22 protein-coding genes are annotated in these 23,054 nt (G+C 64.9%); 14 read left to right on the forward strand and 8 right to left on the reverse strand.

Annotated elements, in window-relative coordinates; translation table 11 throughout:
• The first annotated feature begins 31 nt into the window (after positions 1-31).
• From B6V76_RS16195 to B6V76_RS16240, 10 genes are all read left to right on the forward strand, one after another.
• Positions 32-622: an acyl-homoserine-lactone synthase gene (locus tag B6V76_RS16195; RefSeq protein ID WP_075775950.1), complete on the forward strand. Its 591-nt coding sequence runs from the start codon at positions 32-34 to the stop codon at positions 620-622.
• An 87-nt stretch (positions 623-709) separates the two neighbouring features.
• On the forward strand, positions 710-2,026 hold the full coding sequence (locus tag B6V76_RS16200) for a replication-associated recombination protein A (RefSeq protein ID WP_075775951.1): 1,317 nt from the start codon (positions 710-712) through the stop codon (positions 2,024-2,026).
• 44 nt (positions 2,027-2,070) lie between these two features.
• A complete protein-coding gene (gene crcB, locus B6V76_RS16205; RefSeq protein ID WP_075775952.1) occupies positions 2,071-2,448 on the forward strand; it encodes a fluoride efflux transporter CrcB in 378 nt (125 codons plus the stop codon).
• Positions 2,445-3,485: an RluA family pseudouridine synthase gene (locus tag B6V76_RS16210; RefSeq protein ID WP_088720339.1), complete on the forward strand. Its 1,041-nt coding sequence runs from the start codon at positions 2,445-2,447 to the stop codon at positions 3,483-3,485. Before crcB ends, B6V76_RS16210 begins: the two co-directional genes overlap by 4 nt.
• Positions 3,482-4,147 (forward strand): HAD-IA family hydrolase, encoded by a 666-nt coding sequence (locus B6V76_RS16215; RefSeq protein ID WP_088727927.1) that lies wholly within the window; start codon positions 3,482-3,484, stop codon positions 4,145-4,147. The genes B6V76_RS16210 and B6V76_RS16215 overlap by 4 nt, the downstream gene beginning before the upstream one ends.
• Positions 4,144-4,854 carry an ATP12 family protein gene (locus B6V76_RS16220; RefSeq protein ID WP_088727928.1) on the forward strand — a complete coding sequence of 237 codons (711 nt, stop codon included), beginning with the start codon at positions 4,144-4,146 and terminating at the stop codon, positions 4,852-4,854. Before B6V76_RS16215 ends, B6V76_RS16220 begins: the two co-directional genes overlap by 4 nt.
• A 218-nt stretch (positions 4,855-5,072) precedes the next feature.
• The gene (locus tag B6V76_RS16225; RefSeq protein ID WP_075775956.1) at positions 5,073-6,089 is read left to right on the forward strand and encodes an amino acid ABC transporter substrate-binding protein; all 1,017 of its coding nucleotides are present in this window, start codon (positions 5,073-5,075) and stop codon (positions 6,087-6,089) included.
• 137 nt (positions 6,090-6,226) lie between these two features.
• Positions 6,227-7,489 (forward strand): ABC transporter permease subunit, encoded by a 1,263-nt coding sequence (locus B6V76_RS16230; RefSeq protein WP_075775957.1) that lies wholly within the window; start codon positions 6,227-6,229, stop codon positions 7,487-7,489.
• Position 7,490: 1 nt separating this feature from the next.
• Positions 7,491-8,810 carry an amino acid ABC transporter permease gene (locus B6V76_RS16235; RefSeq protein ID WP_075775958.1) on the forward strand — a complete coding sequence of 440 codons (1,320 nt, stop codon included), beginning with the start codon at positions 7,491-7,493 and terminating at the stop codon, positions 8,808-8,810.
• 16 nt (positions 8,811-8,826) lie between these two features.
• Entirely contained in the window at positions 8,827-9,618 is a 792-nt protein-coding gene (locus B6V76_RS16240) for an amino acid ABC transporter ATP-binding protein (RefSeq protein ID WP_075775959.1), read from the forward strand.
• Positions 9,619-9,750: 132 nt separating this feature from the next.
• On the opposite strand, the gene B6V76_RS16245 is transcribed toward B6V76_RS16240, so the two are convergent.
• The 4 genes from B6V76_RS16245 to argB all read right to left on the reverse strand — a co-directional run bounded on the left by B6V76_RS16245 (position 9,751) and on the right by argB (position 12,877).
• Complete coding sequence (locus B6V76_RS16245) at positions 9,751-10,734, reverse strand: malate dehydrogenase (protein ID WP_075775960.1); 984 nt, start codon at positions 10,732-10,734, stop codon at positions 9,751-9,753.
• A gap of 106 nt (positions 10,735-10,840) precedes the next feature.
• Positions 10,841-11,359 (reverse strand): histidine phosphatase family protein, encoded by a 519-nt coding sequence (locus B6V76_RS16250; protein WP_075775961.1) that lies wholly within the window; start codon positions 11,357-11,359, stop codon positions 10,841-10,843.
• Positions 11,356-12,006 carry a ferredoxin gene (locus B6V76_RS16255; RefSeq protein WP_240497883.1) on the reverse strand — a complete coding sequence of 217 codons (651 nt, stop codon included), beginning with the start codon at positions 12,004-12,006 and terminating at the stop codon, positions 11,356-11,358. The genes B6V76_RS16250 and B6V76_RS16255 overlap by 4 nt, the downstream gene beginning before the upstream one ends.
• Positions 11,999-12,877, reverse strand: a complete 879-nt coding sequence (gene argB, locus B6V76_RS16260) for an acetylglutamate kinase (protein WP_075775963.1) — start codon at positions 12,875-12,877, stop codon at positions 11,999-12,001. Before argB ends, B6V76_RS16255 begins: the two co-directional genes overlap by 8 nt.
• Positions 12,878-13,026: 149 nt before the next feature.
• On the opposite strand from argB, the gene B6V76_RS16265 reads away from it, so the two are divergent.
• On the forward strand, positions 13,027-13,758 hold the full coding sequence (locus B6V76_RS16265; protein ID WP_075775964.1) for an SDR family oxidoreductase: 732 nt from the start codon (positions 13,027-13,029) through the stop codon (positions 13,756-13,758).
• 6 nt (positions 13,759-13,764) lie between these two features.
• Here the strand turns inward: B6V76_RS16265 and plsY are convergent, their stop codons facing one another.
• The 4 genes from plsY to B6V76_RS16285 are packed head-to-tail and all read right to left on the reverse strand — an operon-like array spanning position 13,765 to position 17,127.
• Positions 13,765-14,373 (reverse strand): glycerol-3-phosphate 1-O-acyltransferase PlsY, encoded by a 609-nt coding sequence (plsY, locus tag B6V76_RS16270; RefSeq protein ID WP_075775965.1) that lies wholly within the window; start codon positions 14,371-14,373, stop codon positions 13,765-13,767.
• A 19-nt stretch (positions 14,374-14,392) separates the two neighbouring features.
• Positions 14,393-15,673, reverse strand: coding sequence for a dihydroorotase (gene pyrC, locus B6V76_RS16275; RefSeq protein WP_088727929.1), 1,281 nt, complete (start codon positions 15,671-15,673; stop codon positions 14,393-14,395).
• A 10-nt stretch (positions 15,674-15,683) separates the two neighbouring features.
• Entirely contained in the window at positions 15,684-16,169 is a 486-nt protein-coding gene (locus B6V76_RS16280) for a hypothetical protein (RefSeq protein WP_077701094.1), read from the reverse strand.
• Positions 16,162-17,127 carry an aspartate carbamoyltransferase catalytic subunit gene (locus tag B6V76_RS16285; RefSeq protein ID WP_075775967.1) on the reverse strand — a complete coding sequence of 322 codons (966 nt, stop codon included), beginning with the start codon at positions 17,125-17,127 and terminating at the stop codon, positions 16,162-16,164. Before B6V76_RS16285 ends, B6V76_RS16280 begins: the two co-directional genes overlap by 8 nt.
• A gap of 98 nt (positions 17,128-17,225) precedes the next feature.
• Here B6V76_RS16285 and B6V76_RS16290 point away from each other — a divergent pair, with 98 nt between their 5' ends.
• The 3 genes from B6V76_RS16290 to B6V76_RS16300 all read left to right on the forward strand — a co-directional run bounded on the left by B6V76_RS16290 (position 17,226) and on the right by B6V76_RS16300 (position 23,043).
• A complete protein-coding gene (locus B6V76_RS16290; protein WP_088727930.1) occupies positions 17,226-18,050 on the forward strand; it encodes a uracil-DNA glycosylase in 825 nt (274 codons plus the stop codon).
• A gap of 162 nt (positions 18,051-18,212) precedes the next feature.
• Positions 18,213-19,673 (forward strand): efflux RND transporter periplasmic adaptor subunit, encoded by a 1,461-nt coding sequence (locus B6V76_RS16295; RefSeq protein WP_088727931.1) that lies wholly within the window; start codon positions 18,213-18,215, stop codon positions 19,671-19,673.
• Position 19,674: 1 nt separating this feature from the next.
• Positions 19,675-23,043 carry an efflux RND transporter permease subunit gene (locus tag B6V76_RS16300; RefSeq protein WP_088727932.1) on the forward strand — a complete coding sequence of 1,123 codons (3,369 nt, stop codon included), beginning with the start codon at positions 19,675-19,677 and terminating at the stop codon, positions 23,041-23,043.
• Positions 23,044-23,054 lie beyond the last annotated feature (11 nt).

Here is a 23,054-nt window from a genome sequence, read left to right on the forward strand (position 1 = left end):
CTGTACTGTGTTAAACCTGCAGGAGGAAGACATGCAGACCACTACGCTTTCGTTCACCAATTTCCATAATCATGGTGAGCTATTCGCAAACATGCTGCGCGCACGTCGCGAGCTCTTCATCGTCCAGAACAAATGGGACCTCCCTGAAGCGATGGGCATGGAATATGATCAGTATGACACCCCGGCGAGCCGCTGGGTGGTGGTCCATGACGAACTGGGCAAGGTGCTGGCAGGCAACCGTCTCACGCCCACGACGGCAACCTGCGGGATCTACAGCTACATGATCCGCGACGCGCAGCGTGGGCTACTCGCGACGATCCCGTCCGATCTTCTTTATGACGAAGCTCCGGTCAGCGAGACCGTGTGGGAAAGCTCGCGTCTTTTCGTGTCGCATGACGTTCCGATGGCGCTGCGCCGCAAGGTCCATGCGCGTCTCGTGCAGGAAATCGGCAATTCCGCCCGGCAACTCGGCGCAAGCTCCGCCCTTACCCTTCTGAACGCGAATTGGCCGCGTTGGGCGGGTCGGGTTGGAGTGGACATGACGGCGATGGGGCCGGTCATGGAGATCGACGGGATCAAGAACCAGGTCGTGTCGATGGACTTTTCCCAGAACCTTCATTGAAAGCGTGGGGGAGATCAGAGCTCCCGTGCGACCCCACACGCACGGGGGCTTTTCGTGAGCCGAGCTAATCACTAGGTTCACGCCATCATGGCCGACCTATTCGACACGCCCCCCGATCCCTCCGCGCCTGCGCCCGAAGCGCCGCGCCCGCTCGCCGATCGCATCCGTCCCAAAACGCTGGGTGAGGTGATCGGTCAGGAGCAGGTGCTTGGCCCCGATGGGCCGCTGGGTGCGATGCTGGCCGCGGGCTCGCTTGGCTCGCTGATCCTTTGGGGGCCGCCCGGCGTCGGCAAAACCACCATCGCGCGACTGCTGGCCGATGCCTCCGACCGCGCCTTCGTACAGATTTCCGCAATCTTCACCGGCGTGCCGGAACTGCGCAAAGTTTTCGAAGCTGCCAAGCTTCGGCGCGGGCAGGGCAGGGGCACGCTCCTCTTCGTCGACGAGATTCACCGTTTCAACAAGGCGCAGCAGGACAGCTTCCTGCCGCATATGGAAGACGGCACGATCATGCTGGTGGGGGCCACCACCGAGAATCCGAGCTTCGAGTTGAACGCCGCTGTGCTGAGCCGGGCGCAGGTCATGGTACTCGAGCGGCTCGACCTCGCCGACCTGGAACGCCTCGCGCAGCGCGCCGAGAAGGCGCTCGGCCGTCCCCTGCCGCTGACCGGCAAGGCGCGCGAGGCGCTGCTGGAGATGGCCGATGGCGACGGGCGCGCGCTTCTGAACCTGATCGAGCAGGTCGCTGCGTGGAGAGTGACCGGCAATCTCGACACGGACGCGCTCTCGACCCGACTGATGCGCCGCGCGGCGAAATACGACAAATCGGGCGACGAGCATTACAACCTGATCTCGGCGCTCCATAAATCCGTGCGCGGATCGGACCCGGATGCCGCGCTCTATTGGTTCGCGCGGATGCTGGAGGGCGGCGAGGATCCGCGCTACCTCGCGCGGCGCTTCGTGCGCATGGCGGTGGAGGATATCGGGCTCGCCGATCCGCAGGCCCAGACCCATGCGCTGCACGCGTGGGAAATCTACGAGCGCATCGGCTCGCCCGAGGGGGAGCTGGCGCTGGCGCAGACGGTGATCTATCTCGCACTCGCGCCAAAATCCAACGCGGGCTACGTCGCCTACAAGGGGGCGCGGGCGCAGGCGCAGAAGACCGGCTCGGAGCCGCCGCCGAAGCATATTCTGAACGCCCCGACCAAGCTGATGTCGGAACAGGGCTACGGCGCGGGCTACGCCTATGACCACGACGCCGAGGACGGGTTCTCGGGGCAGAACTACTTCCCCGACACGATGAAGCGCCCGGTCCTCTACCAGCCGGTCGAGCGTGGCTTCGAGCGCGAGTTGAAAAAGCGGGTCGACTGGTTTGCCAAGCTGCGCGAACAGCGCAAATCTTGACATTCAGGCCCGTGACCGCTCTTACGGCGCCAAAGGAGACAGCGATGCTTTCTACGATCTTGCAGGTCGCGCTTGGCGGCGCGATGGGCGCATCGGGGCGGTACCTCGTGGGCGTCGGGATGATGCGCAGCTTCGGCCCGCAGCCCTTCCCGCTGGGCGTGATCACGGTGAACATCCTCGGCTCGTTCCTGATGGGCGCGCTCGTGGTATTCCTTGGTGACAAGCAGCTGACCCATTGGAACGCCTTCCTCGCGACCGGCTTCCTCGGGGGCTTTACGACCTTCTCCTCCTTCTCGCTCGAAGCCTATCGCTTGATCGAGAAGGGCGACGTCACATTGGCAGTCAGCTATATCGGACTGTCGGTCGGCGCGGGGCTTCTAGGCCTCGTCGCGGGCATTCTACTTATGAGGGCCATGCTATGAGCGGCGTCCAGCATATCACCGTCACCGAGGAAGAGGGCGAACAGCGCCTCGACCGGTTCCTGAAAAAGCGGTTTCCGCATCTGTCCCAAGGCATGATCGAGAAGTTTTGCCGCAAGGGCGACCTGCGCGTGGACAAGGGCCGGGTAAAGGCCAATTCGCGCGTCGCGCCGGGGCAGGAAATCCGCGTGCCGCCGATCCCCGATTCCGCGCCCGCGCCGAAGACCGAGGGCATCTCGGAGGCGGATGCGAAATTCATCCAGAGCTGCGTGCTGTGGAAGGATGAACACATCATCGCGCTCAACAAACCGCCGGGGCTGCCCTCGCAGGGCGGCTCGGGGCAGGGCAACCGTCATGTCGACGGGCTGAGCGAGGCGCTGAAGTTCGGCTACAAGGACAAGCCGAAGCTGGTGCATCGCTTGGACAAGGACACCTCCGGCGTTCTGCTGCTCGCGCGCACCGACCGCGTCGCGCGCCGCCTGTCAGAGGCGTTCCGCGGTAAGACCACCCGCAAGATCTATTGGGCGGCCGTCGCAGGCGCACCCGAACCGAAGACCGGAACGATCCGCTTCGGCCTCGTGAAGGCGCCGGGTCATGGCCGAGGTGGCGAGGGCGAGAAGATGATCTGCGTGCATCCCGCGAAGGTCGACAAGACCGAGGGCGCCAAGCGCGCGACTACCGATTATTTCACGCTGCACATCCTCGGGCAGCGGGTCAGCTGGGTCGCGCTGGTGCCGATCACCGGGCGCACCCACCAGCTGCGCGCACATATGGCCGAGATCGGCAACCCGATCATCGGTGACGGCAAATACGGCGGCTCGGGTCAGGAGAATCTCGGCGATGGCTGGGGCGCGCAGCTGGGAGGAGAAATCTCCCGCAAGCTGCATTTGCACGCGCGCCAGATCAGCTTCGATCATCCGATCAGCGGCAAGCGGATCACCCTGACCGCGCCGCTGCCCGAACATATGAAACGGACATGGGACCTGCTGGACTGGCACGAGAAAGACGTGCCCGCCGACCCGTTCGAGGATCTAGCATGAAACTTGCGATCTTCGACGTCGACGGCACGATCTCGGACAGCCAGAATCATATCACCCACGCGATGACGCTCGGGTTCGAGGCGGCAGGCCTTCCCGCGCCGGCCGCGTCCGAAGTGCTCCAGATCGTGGGCCTGTCGCTGCCGCTCGCGGTGGCACGGCTCGCGCCCGAGCACGATGCCGAGACGCAGGCGCGCATCGTTGAGGGCTACAAGCAAAGTTACATGACCACCCGCGCCGCCTCTCCCGCACCGCTCTATCCCGGGGCGGAGGCGCTCCTGCGCAAGCTCGCCGCGCGCGATGACATGCTGCTGGCGGTCGCCACCGGGAAATCCCGCCGCGGGTTGCGCGCGCTGATCGAGCATCACGGGCTGGAAGGGCTGTTCGTCAGCCTGCAGACGGCGGACGATCACCCCTCCAAGCCGCACCCGTCGATGATCGGCGCGGCGCTGAGCGAGACCGGCGTGGACGCACGCGACGCGGTGATGATCGGCGATACAAGCTTCGACATGGCGATGGGCCGCAGCGCGGGCGTCGCGACGATCGGCGTGCGCTGGGGCTACCATGCGCCACAGCTGCTAGAAGCGGCGGGCGCGCATTGGATGGTCGATGATTTCGACTCGCTGCAAACGACACTTCTGGACCTGTGGGAGATGAGCGCATGAGCGAATGGGCGGCGAAACGGTTCTGGAAAGAAACCACCGTCACCGAGCGTCCGGAAGGGTTCGGCGTGGCGCTTGACGGGCGTGCGGTGAAGACGCCGGCGAAAGCCGCGCTGACCGTGCCGACCCGTGCCTATGCCGAGGCGATCGCCGCCGAATGGGACGCGCAAGACGGCGCGATCCAGCCCCACAAGATGCCGGTCACCCGTTCGGCCAACGCCGCGATCGACAAGGTCGCGCGCCAGCATTCCGAGGTGGTCGCCCATGTCTGCGAATTCGGCGGCACCGATCTTCTGTGCTACCGCGCCGAGGCGCCGGCGGAGCTGGTCGATCTTCAGGCCGAGAAATGGGATCCGCTGTTGGAGTGGGCCGCGCAGACCTATGGCGCAGCGCTCAAGGTCACGACGGGTATCCTGCCGGTCGATCAGCCTGCGGACCATCTGGCTCGGCTGGAAGCGGAAGTCGCAGCCCTCGATCCGTTCGCGCTCGCGGCGCTCCACGATCTCGTGGGAATCACCGGCTCGCTCGTTCTGGGGCTGGCGGTAGCCCGCGGTCGGCTCTCGGCGGAAGAGGCGTGGGCGCTCTCGCGGCTCGACGAGGATTGGCAGATCGCGCAATGGGGGGAGGACGAAGAGGCGGCCGAGATCGCCGCACACAAGCGCGAGGCGCTGTGTGACGCGGCTCGAATCTGGTCGCTCGCCGAAAGGTGACCGCCCGGGATTCTTACGCCGCTTACGGACCTGCCAAAAGCATCATCACTTGCCGATGATTTGCGCAGCTACCCTCACGAAATCCGGAAACTAGCCTTGACCTTCTTTGATCGGATGGACCAAACTTTCGTTACTCCGTGTCATGGGACACGATCGACCAGGTCCGTGAGGGACCAAGAACCGCTCTGTCAGAGCGGCGACAACAGGAAGAGGTAAAAATGAAGAAATCCGTCTTTTTCGGCGCGCTGACGGCTGCGACGCTGACTGCCGGTCTGGCTGGCGCGGCCACGCTCGATGACGTGAAATCGCGCGGAGAGCTGATCTGCGGCGTGAACACCGGTCTCGTCGGCTTCGCCGCGCCGGATGCCAACGGTAACTGGTCCGGCTTCGACGTCGCGGTCTGCCAGGCCGTCGCCGCCGCTGTGCTGGGCGACCCCTCGAAGGTTAAGTATGTTCCCACCTCGGGCCAGACGCGCTTCACCGCGCTCGGTTCGGGCGAAGTGGACCTGCTGGCACGTAACACCACCTGGACCTTCTCGCGCGACACCGACCTCAAGCTCCAGTTCACCGCGACCAACTACTACGACGGTCAGGGCTTCATGGTGCGCAAGGACTCGGGCGTGACCTCGGCCAAGGAACTCGACGGCGCGTCGATCTGTATCCAGACCGGCACCACGACCGAGCTGAACCTTGCCGACTACTTTAAGGCCAACAACATGTCCTATCAGCCGATCACGGTTGATTCGAATGCCGAAGGCGAACAACAGTTCCTCGCTGGCGCTTGTGACGCCTACACGACCGACGCGTCCGGCCTCGCTGCCACCCGCGCCGCTTTCGCGAACCCGTCGGATTACGTGATCCTGCCGGAAATCATCTCGAAAGAGCCGCTGGCTCCCGCCGTCCGTCAGGGCGACGATCAGTGGACCGACATCGTCCGCTGGACCGTCTTCGCGCTGATCGCGGCCGAAGAATACGGCGTGACCTCGGCCAATATCGACGAGCTGGCCAAGGGCACCGACAACCCGGAAGTCAACCGCCTGCTCGGCACCGAGGGTGACCTCGGCGCGATGATCGGCCTCGACAAGACCTGGGCCGTCAACGCCATCAAGGCCAACGGCAACTACGGCGAGATCTTCGCAGCGACCATCGGCGAGCAGACCCCGATCGGTCTGGCCCGTGGCCTGAACGCACAATGGACCCAGGGCGGTCTGATGTACGCTCCTCCTTTCCGCTAAGGAGGGCCCGGCAGGGGCGCGGTTCAATCCGCGCCCCTGATCCGTTTTCAAGAGACCGTGCGTAGGGGAGACATCCCCGCAAGGGCCCGTAAGAATGGCCTGACAAAAACAGCGACGCGGCAACAGGGGAAATAAGAATGACAAGCGCGCCCGACGCGCCGGAGCAGGGCTTCCGGCTCAGCCAGCTTATCTATGACACGCGTTATCGCTCCCTGACGATCCAGGTGGTCGTCTTCATCCTCGTGATGGGCGGCGCGGCATGGCTGGTGGACAATGTGATCCAGAACCTCAACGATCTCGGGAAGGATTTCAATTTCTCCTTCCTCGGGCAGAGGGCCGGTTACGATATCGGCAATGCCATCATCCCGTATAACAACGACATGAGCCACGGCCGCGCGCTGCTGGTCGGTCTGATCAACACGCTCTGGGTGTCCTTCCTAGGCTGCGTCGCCGCGACGATCATCGGGATCTTCGTGGGCGTGCTGCGCCTCTCGAAGAACTGGCTCGTGGCGCGGCTGATGACTGTCTATGTCGAAGTCTTCCGCAACATCCCGGTGCTGCTCTGGATCCTCGTGGCGATCGCGCTGCTGACCGATGTGGCCCCGTCGCCCAACGCCTACAAGGTGAACCAGCAGACCGGCGAGGCGCAGGCGTCGATGATCCTCGACTCCGTCGCCTTCACCAACCGCTATACCGCGATCCCCGCGGTGCATTTCGACCGCTCGCTTGGATCGCTCGACACGGCGCTCGCGCCGATCTCGCTCGACTTCCTCGCGCTCGTGATCGTGCTGATCGCCTCGATCTGGGTGAACAAGCGGCTTATGACCCATGCCGCCAAAGTACAGGAGGCGACCGGGAAGAGGCCGACCACGTGGTGGAAGAGCATCCTCATCATCCTCGGGCCGGTGCTGATCCTCGCAATCGCGCTCGGCATCAATCCCGAAGAGCCGCAGATCAAAGGCTTCAACTTTACCGGCGGCACGAACGTGTCGAACTCCTTCGTGGCGCTCTGGCTGGGCCTGTCGCTCTATACGGCGGCCTTCATCGCCGAGATCGTTCGCGCCGGTATTCTCGCCATCTCGAAAGGCCAGACCGAGGCCGCCTTTGCGCTGGGTCTGCGGGCCAATCGCACGATGAGCCTCGTGATCCTGCCGCAGGCGCTGCGGGTCATCATCCCGCCGCTGATCTCGCAATATCTGAACCTGACGAAGAACTCCTCGCTCGCGATCGCCGTGGGCTACCTGGAACTGCGCGGCACGTTGGGCGGCATCACCCTGAACCAGACCGGGCGCGAACTCGAGGCGATCACGCTGATGATGCTGATCTACCTCGCGATCTCGCTGACGATCTCGGGCGTGATGAACGTCTACAACAATCGCGTGAAGCTGAAGGAGCGGTGAGATGAGCGATACCGAAGCCCATTCCGTCGCCTATGTCCGCGACTCGATGCTGCCGCAGCAGCCAGCCCCCGCGGGGCAGTCCGGCGCGGTCCAATGGCTGCGCGAGAACCTGTTCTCGGGCTGGCTGAATACGCTGCTGACCCTTGTGGGCGTGGCGGTGATCTACACGCTGGTGATGCATTTCCTGCCGTGGTTCCTGCATGGCGTCTGGGACGCCAACTCGATCAAGGAGTGCCGCACGATCATCACCGACCGTTACGGCGAAGGCGCGACCGGCGCCTGCTGGGCGGTGATCCGCGAGCGGTGGCACCAGTTCATCTTCGGCTTCTACCCGCCGGAGCTCTACTGGCGTCCGATTCTCGCCTTCCTGCTGCTCTTCGTGGCGGTCGGCCCGCTTCTCTTCACTTGGGTGCCGCGTGCGCTGGCGTGGTTCACGCCGGTCTACCCGTTCCTCGCCGTCTGGCTGCTCTGGGGCGGCACCGGCTGGGCCCCGGTCATGGTGTTCGCGGGTTTCTTGCTGGGCGGGGCGATCTTGATGCTGCTCGCGTCGCGCATCGGCTCCATCGCGGCCTTCTCGGTCGGTGCTTTCGTGACGATCCTCTATTTCCTCTTCGTGGTGGGCCCGCTGATCGGCGGTCTGCAGGCGATCCTCCCCTGGGGAATCGAGCCGGTGGAATCCGCCAAGTTCGGGGGCTTCCTGCTGGCGATCACGCTGGGCGTGGGCGGCATCATGATGTCGCTGCCGCTGGGGATCATCCTTGCACTCGGGCGTCAGTCGGACATGCCGCTGGTCAAGGCCTTCTCGGTGATCTTCATCGAGTTCATCCGCGGCGTGCCGCTGATCACGCTGCTGTTCGTAGCCTCGCTGCTGCTGAACTACTTCCTGCCGCCGGGCACGAATTTCGACATCATCCTGCGGGTGATGATCCTCGTGACCTTCTTCGCCGCGGCCTATATCGCCGAGGTGATCCGCGGCGGTCTCGCGGCGCTTCCGCGGGGCCAATACGAAGCGGCGGATGCGCTGGGGCTCGACTACTGGAAGGCGCAGCGGCTGATCATCCTGCCGCAGGCGCTGAAGATATCGATCCCGGGCATCGTCTCGACCTTCATCGGCATGTTCAAGGATACGACGCTGGTCGTGTTCGTGGGTCTCTTCGACCCGCTCAAGGGCATCCCGGACTTCATCCGCGCCGACTTCAACTGGAAAGGCATCTACTGGGAGCCCTTCATCTTCGTCGGTGCCATCTTCTTTATCCTGAACTTCGCAATGTCGCGCTACTCGATGTCTCTCGAGCGTCGACTGCAGCGTGATAACCATTAATCGGGGACTAGACACAATGACCGAACCGCATTTCGAACGTCAGGTCGACCGCAGCCACATGCAGGTCTCCGACGAGGTTGCGATCCAGATCGAGAACATGAACAAGTGGTATGGCCAGTTTCACGTGCTGCGCGACATCGATCTGACCGTGCAGCGCGGCGAGCGCATCGTCATCGCCGGGCCCTCCGGCTCGGGGAAATCGACGCTGATCCGCTGCATCAACCGGCTCGAGGAACACCAGCAGGGCAAGATCATCGTCGACGGAATCGAACTGACCAACGACCTGAAGAACATCGACAAGATCCGCCGGGAAGTCGGCATGGTGTTCCAGCACTTCAACCTCTTCCCGCATCTCACGATCCTCGAGAACCTGACGCTGGCCCCGATCTGGGTGCGCAAGACGCCCAAGAAGGAAGCCGAAGCGACGGCGATGCATTACCTCGAGAAGGTGAAAATCCCCGAACAGGCGGACAAGTATCCCGGCCAGCTCTCGGGCGGCCAGCAGCAGCGTGTGGCGATCGCGCGTTCGCTGTGCATGAAGCCGCGCATCATGCTCTTCGACGAACCGACCTCGGCACTCGATCCGGAGATGATCAAGGAAGTGCTCGATACGATGATCGAGCTGGCCGAAGAGGGGATGACCATGCTCTGCGTGACCCACGAGATGGGCTTCGCGCAGGCGGTGGCGAACCGGGTGATTTTCATGGCCGACGGTCAGATCGTCGAGCAGAACAACCCGCATGACTTCTTCAACAACCCGAAATCCGAGCGGACCCAGCAGTTCCTGAGCCAGATCCTCGGGCACTGAGCCAAGGCTGCGGGCAGAGGCTGGGGGGGGGCATACCCCCAGACCCCCGTGGGATATTTCCGCCAAGGCGAAGAATTAAAAAGGGGGCGGCGCGAATAATCGTGCCGCCCCTGTTCTATATTCGGGTCTGATTTAAAGCAGGTCGGAAACCGCTTCGCGCTCTTCTTCCAGTTCGCCGACGGTGCGTGCCATCATCTCTTTCTGGAAGTCGTTGAACTCGAGCCCTTCGACGCGCTCGTAATGGCCATCCTTGCAGATCACCGGCAGACCGACCATCAGCCCCTCGGGGATGCCGTAGAGGCCGGTCGACGGCACGGCCATCGACACCCATTTGCCATCGGTGCCGTGGATCCAGTCATGCATGTGATCGATCGCGGCATTCGCGGCGGAGGCGGCCGAGGAGGCGCCGCGCGCTTCAATGATCGCCGCGCCACGGGTGGCGACCTGCGGGATCAGCGTTTCGCGATACCAGGTCTCGTCGCCGATAATCTCGGAGAGCTTGCGGCCCTTCGCTTCGGCTTCGGTCCAATCGGCGAACATCGTGGGCGAGTGGTTGCCCCAGACCACGAAGCGCTCGATGTCGTCGACATGCAGATCGGCTTTCGACGCGAACTGGGTCAGCGCGCGGTTATGGTCGAGCCGGATCATCGCCGTGATGTTCTCGGTGGGGAAGTTCGGCGCGTTGGCCGCGAGGATCATCGCGTTGGTGTTGGCCGGATTGCCGACGACCACGCATTTCGCGTCGCGCTTGGCAGCCTTGTCGAGCGCTTCACCCTGCACGCGGAAGATCTCGGCATTGGCCGACAGCAGGTCGCGGCGCTCCATGCCTTTGGTGCGGGGGCGCGAGCCCACGAAGAACGCGGCATCGATATCGGTGAAGGCGGTCACCGGGTCATCGGTCACGACTGTCCCTGCGAGCAGCGGGAAAGCGCAGTCTTCCAGTTCCATCACGACGCCGCGCACCGCGTCGAGCGCCTGCGGCAGGTCGAGAAGCTGCAAGATCACCGGTTGATCGGGACCGTAGACATCCCCCTTGGCGATGCGAAACAGCAGCGCGTAGCAGATCTGACCGGCAGCCCCGGTGACGGCGATGCGTTTCGGCGTTTGAGCGGACATGGAAACCCTCCTGTGATGATTACGCCCGAGAGATAGGGCACCGGCGCGCGACTGGCCACAGAAAACCGTGTCCCGACGTCACGATCATGGGAGAGAAATGCCGCGATCAGCCGCGCCGGGTCGGCGTGAAGAAATCGAGCACCGATCCCTGTCCCGGCTGCACCTCGTCCCAGCTGTCGATCTGGAAATCGACGATCAGCGTGGCACAGGTGGGGAAACGGCGGAAATCGGGGTCGTGCAGGGCGCGCGCGGGCAGGCGGTGGGCGAATTCCGCGATGCCCGGGTTGTGGCCCAGCATCATCACCGTCGGCGCGGAGGCGGTGCGCAGTACCTGCAGCATCATCTCGGGGGCGGCGTGGTAGAGGTCTTCGACATAGCTCACCTGCGGCCGCGTCTCGATCACCGCGCGTTCGACCCGGTCCCACGTCTCGCGGGTGCGGGTGGCCGAGGAGCAGAGCACCTCTTCCGGCTCCAACCCGCGCGAGGCGAGGAAATCGCCGAGTTCCAGCGCGGCGGCTCGGCCACGCCCATTCAGCGGGCGGTCACGATCCTCCATCGCCGGGTCATCCCAGCTGGATTTCGCATGACGGGTCAGGATCAGGCGGCGATAGCCGAGCGGGGTCATGGGTGAAACTGCCTCATATGCCATGCGGATTGCTGGGGCAGCCTGCCATAGCTTTCACCTGCCGGGCAAGCGCGTCTTGCAAGGCAGCCGAGATCGCGACAGGTCGCACCCTCGGGGCGGTCGAGATGCGCGTGACAGCTTGCCGTGTCGTAACCGTCCGCCGTGAGCGCGTCGACCGGGCAGGCGGTGGCGCAGGGCGCGGGGCAACCGAGGCAGGGATTGGCTGCGGCTGCGGGCAGCGGAAGCAAGCCGGGCAGGGCCAGCGCGCCCCGTACCGAGGCCCAGAGGCCCATATGGGTATGGCACATCAGGTGGACCGGCGAGGCGAAGCTCTGTCCGCCTTTCAAGGCCCAGCTTATGAATGGCTGCCAGGGCGGACCGGTGAAGGGGAAAAGCGCGCGGGCTTCAAATTGCCGTGCGATGGCGCCGATCACCCGTGCCGACCAGCGATCCAGAGGATCGAGAACGTCCTCGGCGAATTCCGGCTGAGCGGTAACATGCGCCCAAAACCCCGGCTCGTCGGGGGAGATCAGCGCGATCGTCTCGCTGCCCTCATGCAGCAGCCCCGATACGAACAGCCGATGCGGGGCGAGCGCCTCCGCGAGCGGCTCGATCGCCGGAAAAGTCACCGGCGGCGTCTCACTCACCGCGCGGTTTCACGCGCGGCTCGGTCGAGCGGATCATCGAGCCCGCCCCATGTTCGGTGAAGAGTTCCAGCAGGCAGGCATTGGCAACGCGCCCGTCGACGATGACAACCGCGCGCACGCCCTCTTCGACCGCTTTCAGCGCGGTCTCGACCTTGGGGATCATGCCGCCCGCGATGGTGCCATCGGCGATCATCGCTGTGACGTCTTCCGGCGTCAGCTGCGTCACCACTTCGCCGGCCTTGTTCTTGACGCCCGCTACGTCGGTCAGCAGGAGCAGGCGATCGGCGCGCAGCGCGCCCGCGATGGCGCCAGCCGCAGTGTCGCCATTGACATTGAATGTCTCGTTATCGGCCATACCGGTCGCGACCGGGGCGATCACCGGGATCATGCCCGCGTTGTAGAGGTCGCGGATCACCTGCACGTTCATCTCGACCGGACGACCGACGAAACCGAGTTCCGGGTCGTCCGCCTCGCAGACCATCAGGTCGTCGTCCTTGCCCGAGATACCGACGGCACGACCGCCCTGATCGTTGATCGCCTGCACGATGCGCTTGTTGACGAGGCCCGAGAGGATCATCTCGACCACCTCGACGGTCGCCTTGTCGGTGACGCGCTTGCCGCGGACCCACTGGCTCTCGATGCCGAGCTTGCCCAGCATCTCGTTGATCATCGGCCCGCCGCCATGCACCACGACCGGGAAGATGCCGACCTGGCGCATCAGCACGATATCGCGGGCGAAATCGGCCATCGCCTCTTCGTCGCCCATCGCGTTTCCGCCGAATTTCACCACGACCACGGCGCCGGAATAGCGTTGCAGGTAGGGCAGGGCTTCGGAGAGGGTGCGGGCGGTGGCAATCCAGTCACGATCCATGGTCTGCTTTCTCATCTGGCTGGTCCTCGGGCAGGGTGATCCCATCTTGCTAGACCGTTCGCGCCGGGTTTGGAAGGGTGCAATCGGGGCCGTTGCGCTCGGACCAAAACCGACTAGGGTCGGGAACGCGCTGACGGGGAGTTCGAGTGATGGACGATCGCAAAGTAATGCTGCTGACAGGGGCGAGCCGCGGGATCGGCCACGCCACGGTGAAACGTTTCGCAGCCGAGGGGTGGCGCGTGATTACCTGTTCGCGCCAACCGTTTCCCGAGCAATGCCCGTGGGGCGGCGGCCGCGAAGACCACATTCAGGTCGATCTCTCGAAGCCCGACGAGGTGATCGACGCGATCGCAGATATTCGCAGCCGGATCGACGGGCGGCTGCATGCCTTGGTGAACAATGCCGGGATTTCGCCCAAAGGGCCCGAGGGCGAGCGGCTCAATACGCTCGACACCGATCTGCGTACCTGGGGGCAGGTGTTCCACGTCAATTTCTTCGCCTCCATCGTGCTTGCGCGCGGGTTGGTCGAGGAACTGTCGGCGGCGCAGGGGGCTGTGGTCAACGTGACCTCCATCGCCGGGCTGCGGGTGCATCCTTTCGCGGGGGCGGCCTATTCCACGTCGAAGGCGGCACTGAAGGCGCTGACGCGCGAAATGGCGCATGATTTCGGGCCGCTCGGCGTGCGCGTGAACGCGATCGCGCCGGGCGAGATCGAAACCTCGATCCTCAGCCCCGGCACCGAGAAGATCGTCGAGAACCTGCCGTTGCGAAGGCTCGGCCAACCGTCGGAAGTGGCGGATGTGATCTGGTTCCTGTGCTCGGACGCGTCGAGCTACGTCACCGGCACCGAGATCGAGGTGAACGCGGGCCAGCACGTCTGAGGTGGCTCAGGTCTTCTTGCCGATCTTCGGCTCCGTGCCCATTGCAAGGCGTGCGATATTGGTGCGGTGGCGCCAGAAGATCAGCACCGACAGGCCCGCCGCCAGCATCATCAATTCGCGATAGCCGAGGAAATAGGCCAACGGTACCGTCGCCGCCGCCGAAACAAGTGCTGCGAGCGAGGAAATCCGCGTTACCACCGCGGTCACCAGCCAGACGGCGCATGTCGCGAGACCCACAGGCCAGGCCAGCGCGATCATCGTGCCGAGGAAGGTCGCGACCCCTTTGCCGCCCTGAAAGCGCAGCCAGACCGGGTAGATATGACCGATGAAGGCCGCAGCGCCCGCCACCTGTGCGGCGGTTTCTCCCAGCACATAGCGCGCGATGAGAACCGCGATCGCGCCTTTGCCGCTGTCGAGGAGCAGGGTCGCGAGCGCCGCGCTCTTGCTTCCGGTGCGCAGGACGTTCGTCGCGCCGATATTCCCGGAGCCGATCTTGCGCAGGTCGCCCAGTTTGAAAAGCTTGGTGATAACGAGCCCAAAGGGCACGGATCCGAGCAGGTAGCCCAGTGCAGCCACCAGCCCGAGCCATGCGGACCCGTTCTCAATTCCCGGCATGTGCCTGCCCTCGCCTCATTTATGAGTCGTTATTGTTGTTATAAACCTGCACCCCTGCGACGAATGTGGCAAGCGTTTTGCCTTCCATTCGAGCAGTATCGAAGGGGGTATTCTTCGATTTTGAGCGCAATTTAAACCTGTCGAGCACGAACGGCGCGTCCGGATCGAAGAGCACGAGGTCTGCCGGAGCTCCCTCGGAAAGCCGCCCCTGCGGCAGTCCGAGCCGCATCGCCGGGTTCAGCGACATCGCCCGGAAGAGCTGCGGCAGGGTCAGCTGACCGGCATGATACAGGCGCATCGCAGCAGGCAGGATCGTCTCTAGCCCGACCGCGCCAGAGGCCGCTTCCTCGAAGGGCAGGCGCTTGGATTCCTCGTCGGCGGGCGTGTGGAGCGAGCAGATCACGTCGATCGTTCCGTCCGCCACCGCCTCGATCACCGCGAGCCGGTCTTCCTCGTCGCGCAGCGGCGGCGTCAGTTTGAAAAAGGTTCGGTAATCGCCCACGTCGAGCGCGTTCAGCGTCAGGTGGTGGATCGAGACCCCGGCGGTGACATCAAGCCCCGCCGCCTTCGCACGGCTCAGCGCGGGCAGGGCCTTCGCGGTGGTGATCTGGTCGGCGTGATAGGCGAGGCCCGTCATCTCCACCAGCGCCAGATCGCGGTCGAGCCCCATCCGCTCCGCCATCGGGGACACGCCGGGAAGACCGCGCAGTGAGGCGAATTTGCCCGAGGTGACGGCGGCGCCTTTCGACAGGACCGGTTCCTGCGGATGGCCGATCACCAGAGCGCCCAGATGGGCCGCATAGGTGAAGGCGCGTTGCAGCACCTTGGTCTGATCCGAGACGCGCGTAACATCGGTGAAAGCCACGGCGCCGGCATCTTTCAGAAAGCCGATCTCGGTCATTTCCTGCCCGCCGCGGCCCTTGGTCAGCGCCGCCATATGGAGGATACGCACCGGCGCATCCGCTGCACGGCGGGTGACGAATTCCAGCGTCTCGGGATTATCGATGGCAGGCTGCGTGTCGGGACGGGCGATGATGGTGGTCACGCCCCCGGCTGCGGCCGCCAGCGCCGCCGTGCGGAAGCTTTCCATGTGGCGCTCGCCCGGCTCACCGATCTTCACACCCAGATCGACGATCCCCGGCGCGAGGCATTTGCCGCGGCAATCGATCACCTCGGCATCGGCGGGCGCGGACATGTCGCCGATCGCCGCGATCCGGTCGCCGTCGATCACCACGTTTCCGGTAGTTTCGGTCAGTGCCTCGGGGTCGATCAGGCGGGCGTTTTCGAGGAAAAGGGTCATGCTTCGTGCCTCACTTCGCCACCAGTTTGCGCGCGGCCCGCGCGCTCTCGATTTCGCGCACCACCGGGCCTGCATCGGCGAGGTGGCGGATCAGATGCTTGTCGCCGCTTTTCGTCACGACCTGCACGTCGCCCATCAGCGAGCGCACCGCGTCAATCTGCAGCAGCATCACCTGTTTGCCCTGTGGTCCGATCAGGCGGCGGTCGGTCAATTGCCAGCGCCGCGCGAAGGCCTCCGAGCGGAAATAGAGCCCGCGGGCAGCCATGCCGACCACGATGGCGAAGCTCGCGATCACCACCTGATCGGGTTTGCCGAGCCAGAACAGCACCGCCGAGACCAGCACCGCACCGATCACCGCCAGAACCGCATGGTCGGTCCAGTAGCGTTTCTTGTCCGCCGTGAAGACGGCCAGAACTTTCTCGCCCTCTTCCAGCGGCAATTCGCTTTCGGGGCCGGGGCGGTAGTTGAGAACCTCGTCGCGCTTGATCTCAGACATAGGTACCCTCCGTCAAAGCGCGCCCGCGCTCTGCCCGCAGGTTGCGCGCCAAGAGGTCCATCACCGCCATGCGCACCGCCACGCCCATCTCGACCTGTTCCTGAATGACCGAGCGGTTGATGTCGTCGGCGATGGTGCCGTCGATCTCCACGCCGCGGTTCATCGGGCCCGGATGCATGACGATCGCGTCTTCCTTGGCATAGGCGAGCTTTTCGGCATCCAGCCCGTAGCGGTGGAAATATTCGCGCTCCGACGGGATGAAGCCGCCATCCATCCGCTCTTTCTGAAGCCGCAGCATCATCACCACATCGGCGTCGCGCAGGCCTTCGCGCATGTCGTGATAGACTTCGCAGCCGAATTCGCCCACGCCCGAGGGCATCAGCGTCGGCGGCGCCACGAGGCGTACGCGGTTCTCCATCTTGCCCAAGAGGATCAGGTTGGAGCGCGCCACCCGGCTATGAGCGACATCGCCGCAGATCGCGACCGTGAGGCGCTTGATCCGGCCCTTCTCGCGCCGGATCGTCAGCGCGTCGAGAAGCGCTTGCGTGGGGTGTTCATGCTTGCCGTCGCCCGCATTGATCACCGCGCATTCGACCTTCTGCGCCAACAGATCGACCGCGCCGGACGAGCCGTGCCGCACCACCAGCAGATCGGGATGCATCGCGTTCAGCGTCAGTGCGGTGTCGATCAGGGTCTCGCCCTTCTTTACCGAAGAGGTCTGCATCGACATGTTCATCACGTCCGCTCCGAGCCGCTTGCCCGCAAGCTCGAAACTGGATTGGGTCCGCGTCGAATTCTCGAAGAACATGTTGATCGCGGTCATCCCGGCCAACGCGTCGGTCTTTTTCACCGTGCGACGGTTCAGATCCACATATTGTTCGGCTAGGTCGAGAACGGTGAGGATATCCTCGGGGCTCAGATGTTCGATCCCCAGCAGGTGCCTTGGGCGAAAAGCCATTGCGCGATGCTCCGGTTAGACTGCGACGCTTATGGCAAACGGGGGGGCGGGCGTCCAGCCGCTTTACCGTCGCAGCGCCCATGGGGTAGGGTCGCGCAATGGAGACTCAGCCGACCCCGGAAATCGACTATCACGCTGCTCTGGCCGCCCTCGAATGGCAGCTGGAAATGGGCGTCGACACCGTCATCGGTGACACGCCGGTCGACTGCTATGCGCTGCCCGATAAATCCGCGCAGGCCAAGGCGAAGACGCCCGAGGCTGCGCCCGTGGCGGACCGGGATTTGCCGCCGGTGGCGCAGATGGCAAAGATCGAGGGCCCCGATCCGGTCGTGGTCGCGCGTGATGCGGCGGGCAAGGCCGAGACGCTCGAAGCTCTGCGGGCCGCAATCGACGCCTATGAGATGTGCGATCTGAAGCTCGGCGCGCGCAACACGGTCTTTGCCGACGGCAAGCCTGCCGCGCGGGTTATGATCATCGGCGAGGCGCCGGGGCGCGAAGAGGACCAGAAGGGCCTGCCCTTCGTAGGCCGTGCCGGTCAACTGCTCGACAAGATGTTCGGCGCGATCGGTCTCTCGCGGCAATCGCCCGATGCCGAGGCGGCGCTCTATATTACCAATGTCCTGCCTTGGCGTCCGCCGGGCAATCGCGACCCCGCGCCTGCCGAGATCGCGCAGATGCTGCCATTCCTCGCCCGCCATGTCGATCTGGCCGATCCTGACCTGATCGTTCTGATGGGCAATGCGTCCTGTGCGGCGGCGCTGGGCAAACGCGGCATTCTGCGGCTGCGGGGCACATGGGCCGAGGCCTTCGGGCGGCCTGCGCTGCCGATGGCCCACCCGGCCTACCTGCTGCGCAATCCGGCGGCGAAGCGCGAGGCATGGGCGGATCTGCTGCAAATCCGCGCCCGTCTCGATCAGGTGTAAACCGCGCCAAACGGTCGCGCTTTCGTGAAAAAGTGACGGACGCGGCCCCGTGACGCGTAGAGATAACCATTCCCTGCGCCTATTTCGGCAAGGTAACATGGAAATCGCGCGACCGTGGGCAATCGCGAGCGCCCGCGCCACTGATGACTGATCGGAGATGCCATGCGCTTTCTCACCCGCTCCCTGATGGGGCTGTTTCTTTTGGCGCTGACCGTAGGCCTGCTGGCGATGGGCGGCTTCTCGATCTTTCAGGCGATGCAGGCCCGCAATGCCGAGAGCGGGCGTGCGCCCACTGCGCGCGAAAGGATTTTTGCTGCCAATGTGATCCCGGTCACCTTCAAGACGATGTCGCCCGTGCTGACCGCCTATGGCGAGGTGCGCTCGATCCGCGAGCTGGAACTGCGCGCCTCGGCGGCAGGCACGATCGTCGAGCTTGCCCCCGATTTCGAGGATGGTGCGGAGGTTGAGAAGGGCGCGCTTCTGGTCAAGCTGGACCCGGCGGAGGCGCAGGCGGCGCGCGACAGCGCGGCTGCGACCGTGGCCGAGGCCGAAGCCGCGCTTGCGCAGGCCGAGCGCGCTTTGACCATCGCGAGGGACGACGTGACGGCGGCGCAGCGGCAAGCCGATCTGCGGCTCAAGGCGCTCGACCGGCAGCGCTCGCTGTCTGAGCGCGGGGTGGGCTCTGCTGCCAATCTGGAGACTTCGGAACTGGCGGCCTCGGCGGCCGATCAGGCGGTGTTGAACCGCCGCTCGGCATTGTCGACTGCGCAGGCGCAGCTCGATACCGCGCGCACCTCGCTGACCCGCGCCAAGATCGGCCTGACCGAAGCCGACCGGAAACTGACCGATACCGAGATTCGCGCCGAATTTTCCGGGCGACTGGCCGAGGTGAACGCGGTCGCTGGTGGGCTGGTGTCGAATAACGAGATGCTGGGCAAGCTGATCGACCCCAACGCGCTGGAAATCGCCTTCCGCGTCTCCACCGCGCAGTTTGCGCGCCTGATCGACGCGCGGGGCGCGCTGCGCGATCTACCCGCGGGGGTGGAGCTGGTCGCGGGCGAGGAGACGCTGACCGCCAAGGCAGAGCTTTCGCGCGTGTCGGCGGCGGTCGATGACGGGGTGACGGGGCGCCTGCTGTTCGCGCGTCTCACCGACGGTCTGGGCAATCTGCGTCCGGGCGATTTCGTGACCGTCCGTCTGGAGGAGCCCGCGCTCGAGAATGTCGCCGAGATTCCCGCCGCGGCGGTCGATGCGGATGGCACGGTTCTCGTGCTCGGCCCGGAAGACCGTCTGGAAACCGCCGATGTCACCGTGCTGCGCCGGCAGGGCGACGCCGTCATCATCCGCGCTGAATTCGCGCCCGGCACCGAGATCGTCGCCGAGCGCACGCCGCTTCTGGGCCGTGGAATCAAGCTGCGTCCGATGCGCCCCAGTCAGTCGCAGGCGGCCTCCGGACCGGAGACGATCAATCTCGATCCCGAGCGCCGCGCCAAGCTGGTAAGCTTCGTCGAAACCAACAAAGTTATGCCTGATACTGCCAAGCAGCGGTTCCTTGCCGAGCTGAAGCAGGACGAGGTGCCCGTCGCCACCGTCGAGAAGCTCGAATCCCGGATCGGAGGCTGAGATGCGCTCCGACCTCGATCCACGCGAATTGCCGCCCGCCCGCGGGCTGATCGGCCTCTTCACCCGCCACGCGACGCTGGCGAATATCGTGCTGGTCGTGATGATCTGCGCGGGGCTCGTTGCCCTGCCGCGGATGCGCGCGCAGTTCTTCCCGGACTCGGTCGAGGAATCGATCACCGTCTCGGTGAAATGGGACGGCGCTGGCGCGGAGGAGGTCGACCGGGCCATCGTCCAGGTGCTGGAGCCGTCACTGATCTCGGTCGAGGGGGTGGAAGCCTCGGACAGCCGAGCCTCGGAAGGCTCGGCGCGGATCAGTCTCGATTTCGAACCCGGCTGGGACATGTCCCGCGCGGTGAACGATGTCGAGAACGCGTTGGCCTCGGCAGGCGATCTGCCCGAGGGGGCCGAAGACCCGGAAGTCGCACGCGGCGTCTGGCGCGAAACGGTGACCGACATGGTGATCACCGGGCCGCTCTCCCCCGAGCAGTTGGGCCGGCTGGGCGACGAGGCGGTCGTGCGGCTCTACCAGCAGGGGGTCACGCGCACCTCGCTCGCCGGGATCGCTGCGCCCGAGACGGTGGTCGAAGTGCCGACCGTGTCGATGATGGCCCATGACGTGACGCTGACGCAGATCATCGATGTGATCTCCGCCGAGGCGAATACCGATCCGGCGGGCGAAGTGGCGGGCGGTGCCACGCGGGTGCGCACGGGCGAAGAGCGCCGCTCCGCCCCCGAGATCGAGAACCTGGTGATCCGCACCGAACCGGACGGTTCGCAGCTGACCGTGGGCGACGTCGCAAATATCCGGGTCGAGGGCGGGGACCGCAATCAGGCCTATTTCGTCGGCGACAATCCGGCGGTGGTGATCAATGTCGCGCGCTCTGCGGCGGGCGATGCGATCGCGATCCAGCGCAAGGTCGAAGGCGTGATCGACCAGATGCAGCCGACGCTGCCGGCGGGCACCTCGATGGATCTGGTGCGCACGCGCTCCGACGCGATCACGCAGCGCCTCGATCTGCTGGTGGGCAACGGGGTACTGGGGCTGGGCCTCGTGCTGGTGCTGCTGTTTCTGTTCCTCAATGCGCGCACGGCCTTCTGGGTGGCGATGGGGATCCCGACCTCGATGGCTGCGGCTCTGGCGGTGATGTATTTCACCGGGATGACGCTCAACATGATCTCGATCTTTGCGCTCATCCTGACGCTGGGGATTGTCGTCGACGATGCGATCGTGGTGGGCGAGCATGCCGATTTCCGCGCCCGCCATCTGGGAGAGCATCCCACGCTCGCCGCCGAGAATGGCGCGCGGCGCATGGCCGCCCCGGTCTTCGCCTCGACCTTGACCACGGTGATCGCCTTCGCTGGGCTGACCGTGATCGGCGGGCGCATGGGTAATATGATCGTCGATATTCCCTACACGGTGATCGCGGTGCTTGCTGCCTCGTTGATCGAGTGCTTCGTGATCCTGCCCAACCATATGAGCCACGCGCTGCGCCACACCTCCGAGGGCAAATGGTACGACTGGCCTTCGCGGCAGGCGAACCGAGGCCTCGACTGGTTCCGCCGCGTGGTGATGAAGCCGTTGACCCGCCTCATCGTCATCGGGCGCTACCCGGTGATCGCGGCGGCGATTGCGCTTCTGCTGTGGCAGGTCAGCTTCGTGATGTCGGGCAAGGTTCAGTGGCGCTTCTTCAACCCGCCGGAACAATCGACGGTGAACGGCGCCTTCTCGATGGTCGAGGGCGCGACGCGGGCCGACACCGAAGAGATGATGCGCGCGATGCAGGCGACCGTCACCAAGGTCGCGAAGAAGTTCGAGGATGAGTACGGGGTGAACCCGGTCGAATACGCGCTGGGACAGATCGGTGGCGCGTCGGGGCGCGGGTTGGCCTCTGCCGATACCAAGGATGCCGATCTTCTCGGCTCGATCTCCATCGAGGTGATCGACCCCGATTACCGGCCCTATTCCAGCTTCGACTTCGTCTCGCGACTGCAGGCCGAAACGCCGCGCATGCCGCTGGTCGAGGAGATCAGCTTCCGCCGATTCCGCTCCGGCGGGGCAGGGGACGGTATCGCGGTCCAGTTCTCGGGTAGCGAGACGCGCATCCTGAAGGAGGCCGCCGAAGACCTGAAGACGCAGCTTGCGCAATTCCCCGAAGTCTCGGCGGTGGAGGACAACCTCGCCTATGACAAGCAGGAGTTGATCCTTGATCTCACACCACAGGGCGAGGCGCTGGGCTTCGATATCGCGACGCTGAGCCGAGAATTGCGCGCGCGCCTGAACGGCACCGAGGCTGCGAGCTTCCCCGACGGGGTGCGCTCGGCCACGATCCGGGTGGAGCTTCCCGAGCAGGAACTAGCTGCGGATTTCATCGACCGGATGCAGTTGCGCGCACCGGGCGGCGAATGGGTGCCGCTGGCCGATATCGTCTCGGTGCGCAGCCAGACGGGCTTCTCGACGATCCGGCGCGAGGATGGCGTGCGGCAGGTCTCTGTCACCGGCGATGTCTCCGAGGACGACCCGGCGCGGGCCAACGAGATCATGGCGCGGATCAGCGACGACATCCTGCCCCGCATCGCCGAGGAGCGCGGCGTGGCCTATACGCTCACCGGGCAGGCCGAGCAGGAGCGCGACTTCCTGAGCGACGCCATGATGGGCCTGATCATGTGCCTGATCGGCATCTACATCGTGCTGGCGTGGATCTTCGCGAGCTGGACCCGGCCGATCGTGGTGATGTCGGTGATCCCCTTCGGCGCGGTCGGCGCGATCTGGGGTCACTACATCTGGAACCTGCCGATGTCGATGTTCGCCGTTGTAGGCGGAATCGGCATGGTGGGGATCATCATCAACGACGCGATCGTGTTGATCTCAACGGTGGACGAATATGCCGAACGACGCGGCATGGTGCCCGCGATCGTCGACGCGGTCTCGGATCGTCTGCGCCCGGTGCTGCTGACGACGCTGACGACGGTTCTGGGCCTCGCGCCGCTACTTTACGAACAGTCGAGTTCGGCGCTGTTCCTGAAATCCACCGTCATCACGCTGGTCTACGGTCTGGGCTTCGGGATGGTGATCGTGTTGCTGGTCGTGCCTGCGGTGCTGGCGGTGCAGCTCGATTTCGGGCGGCAGGTACAGGCGGTGCGTCACGGCGTGCGGGTCGTACGGCTGCGCGGCGTTCTGGCCGGGGTCGCCGCGCTGATGGCGGTGGGCTTCGCGCTCACGCTGGGCCGCGCGATGTGGGAGGGGGAGGCGCTGATGCCCGCCTTCGGAGGCTTCGCGCTGATCGCGGCGATGGTGGCGATGGGGGCGGGGCTGATCGCGCCGCGGCTTTTGCGCGGCCATATCCGCCACAGGCCGCCGCCCGAAGTCTGAGAAGCCCGACG

This window comes from Thioclava sp. IC9 (genome assembly GCF_002213225.1).
In the GTDB taxonomy this organism is placed as follows: Bacteria; Pseudomonadota; Alphaproteobacteria; order Rhodobacterales; family Rhodobacteraceae; genus Thioclava; species Thioclava nitratireducens.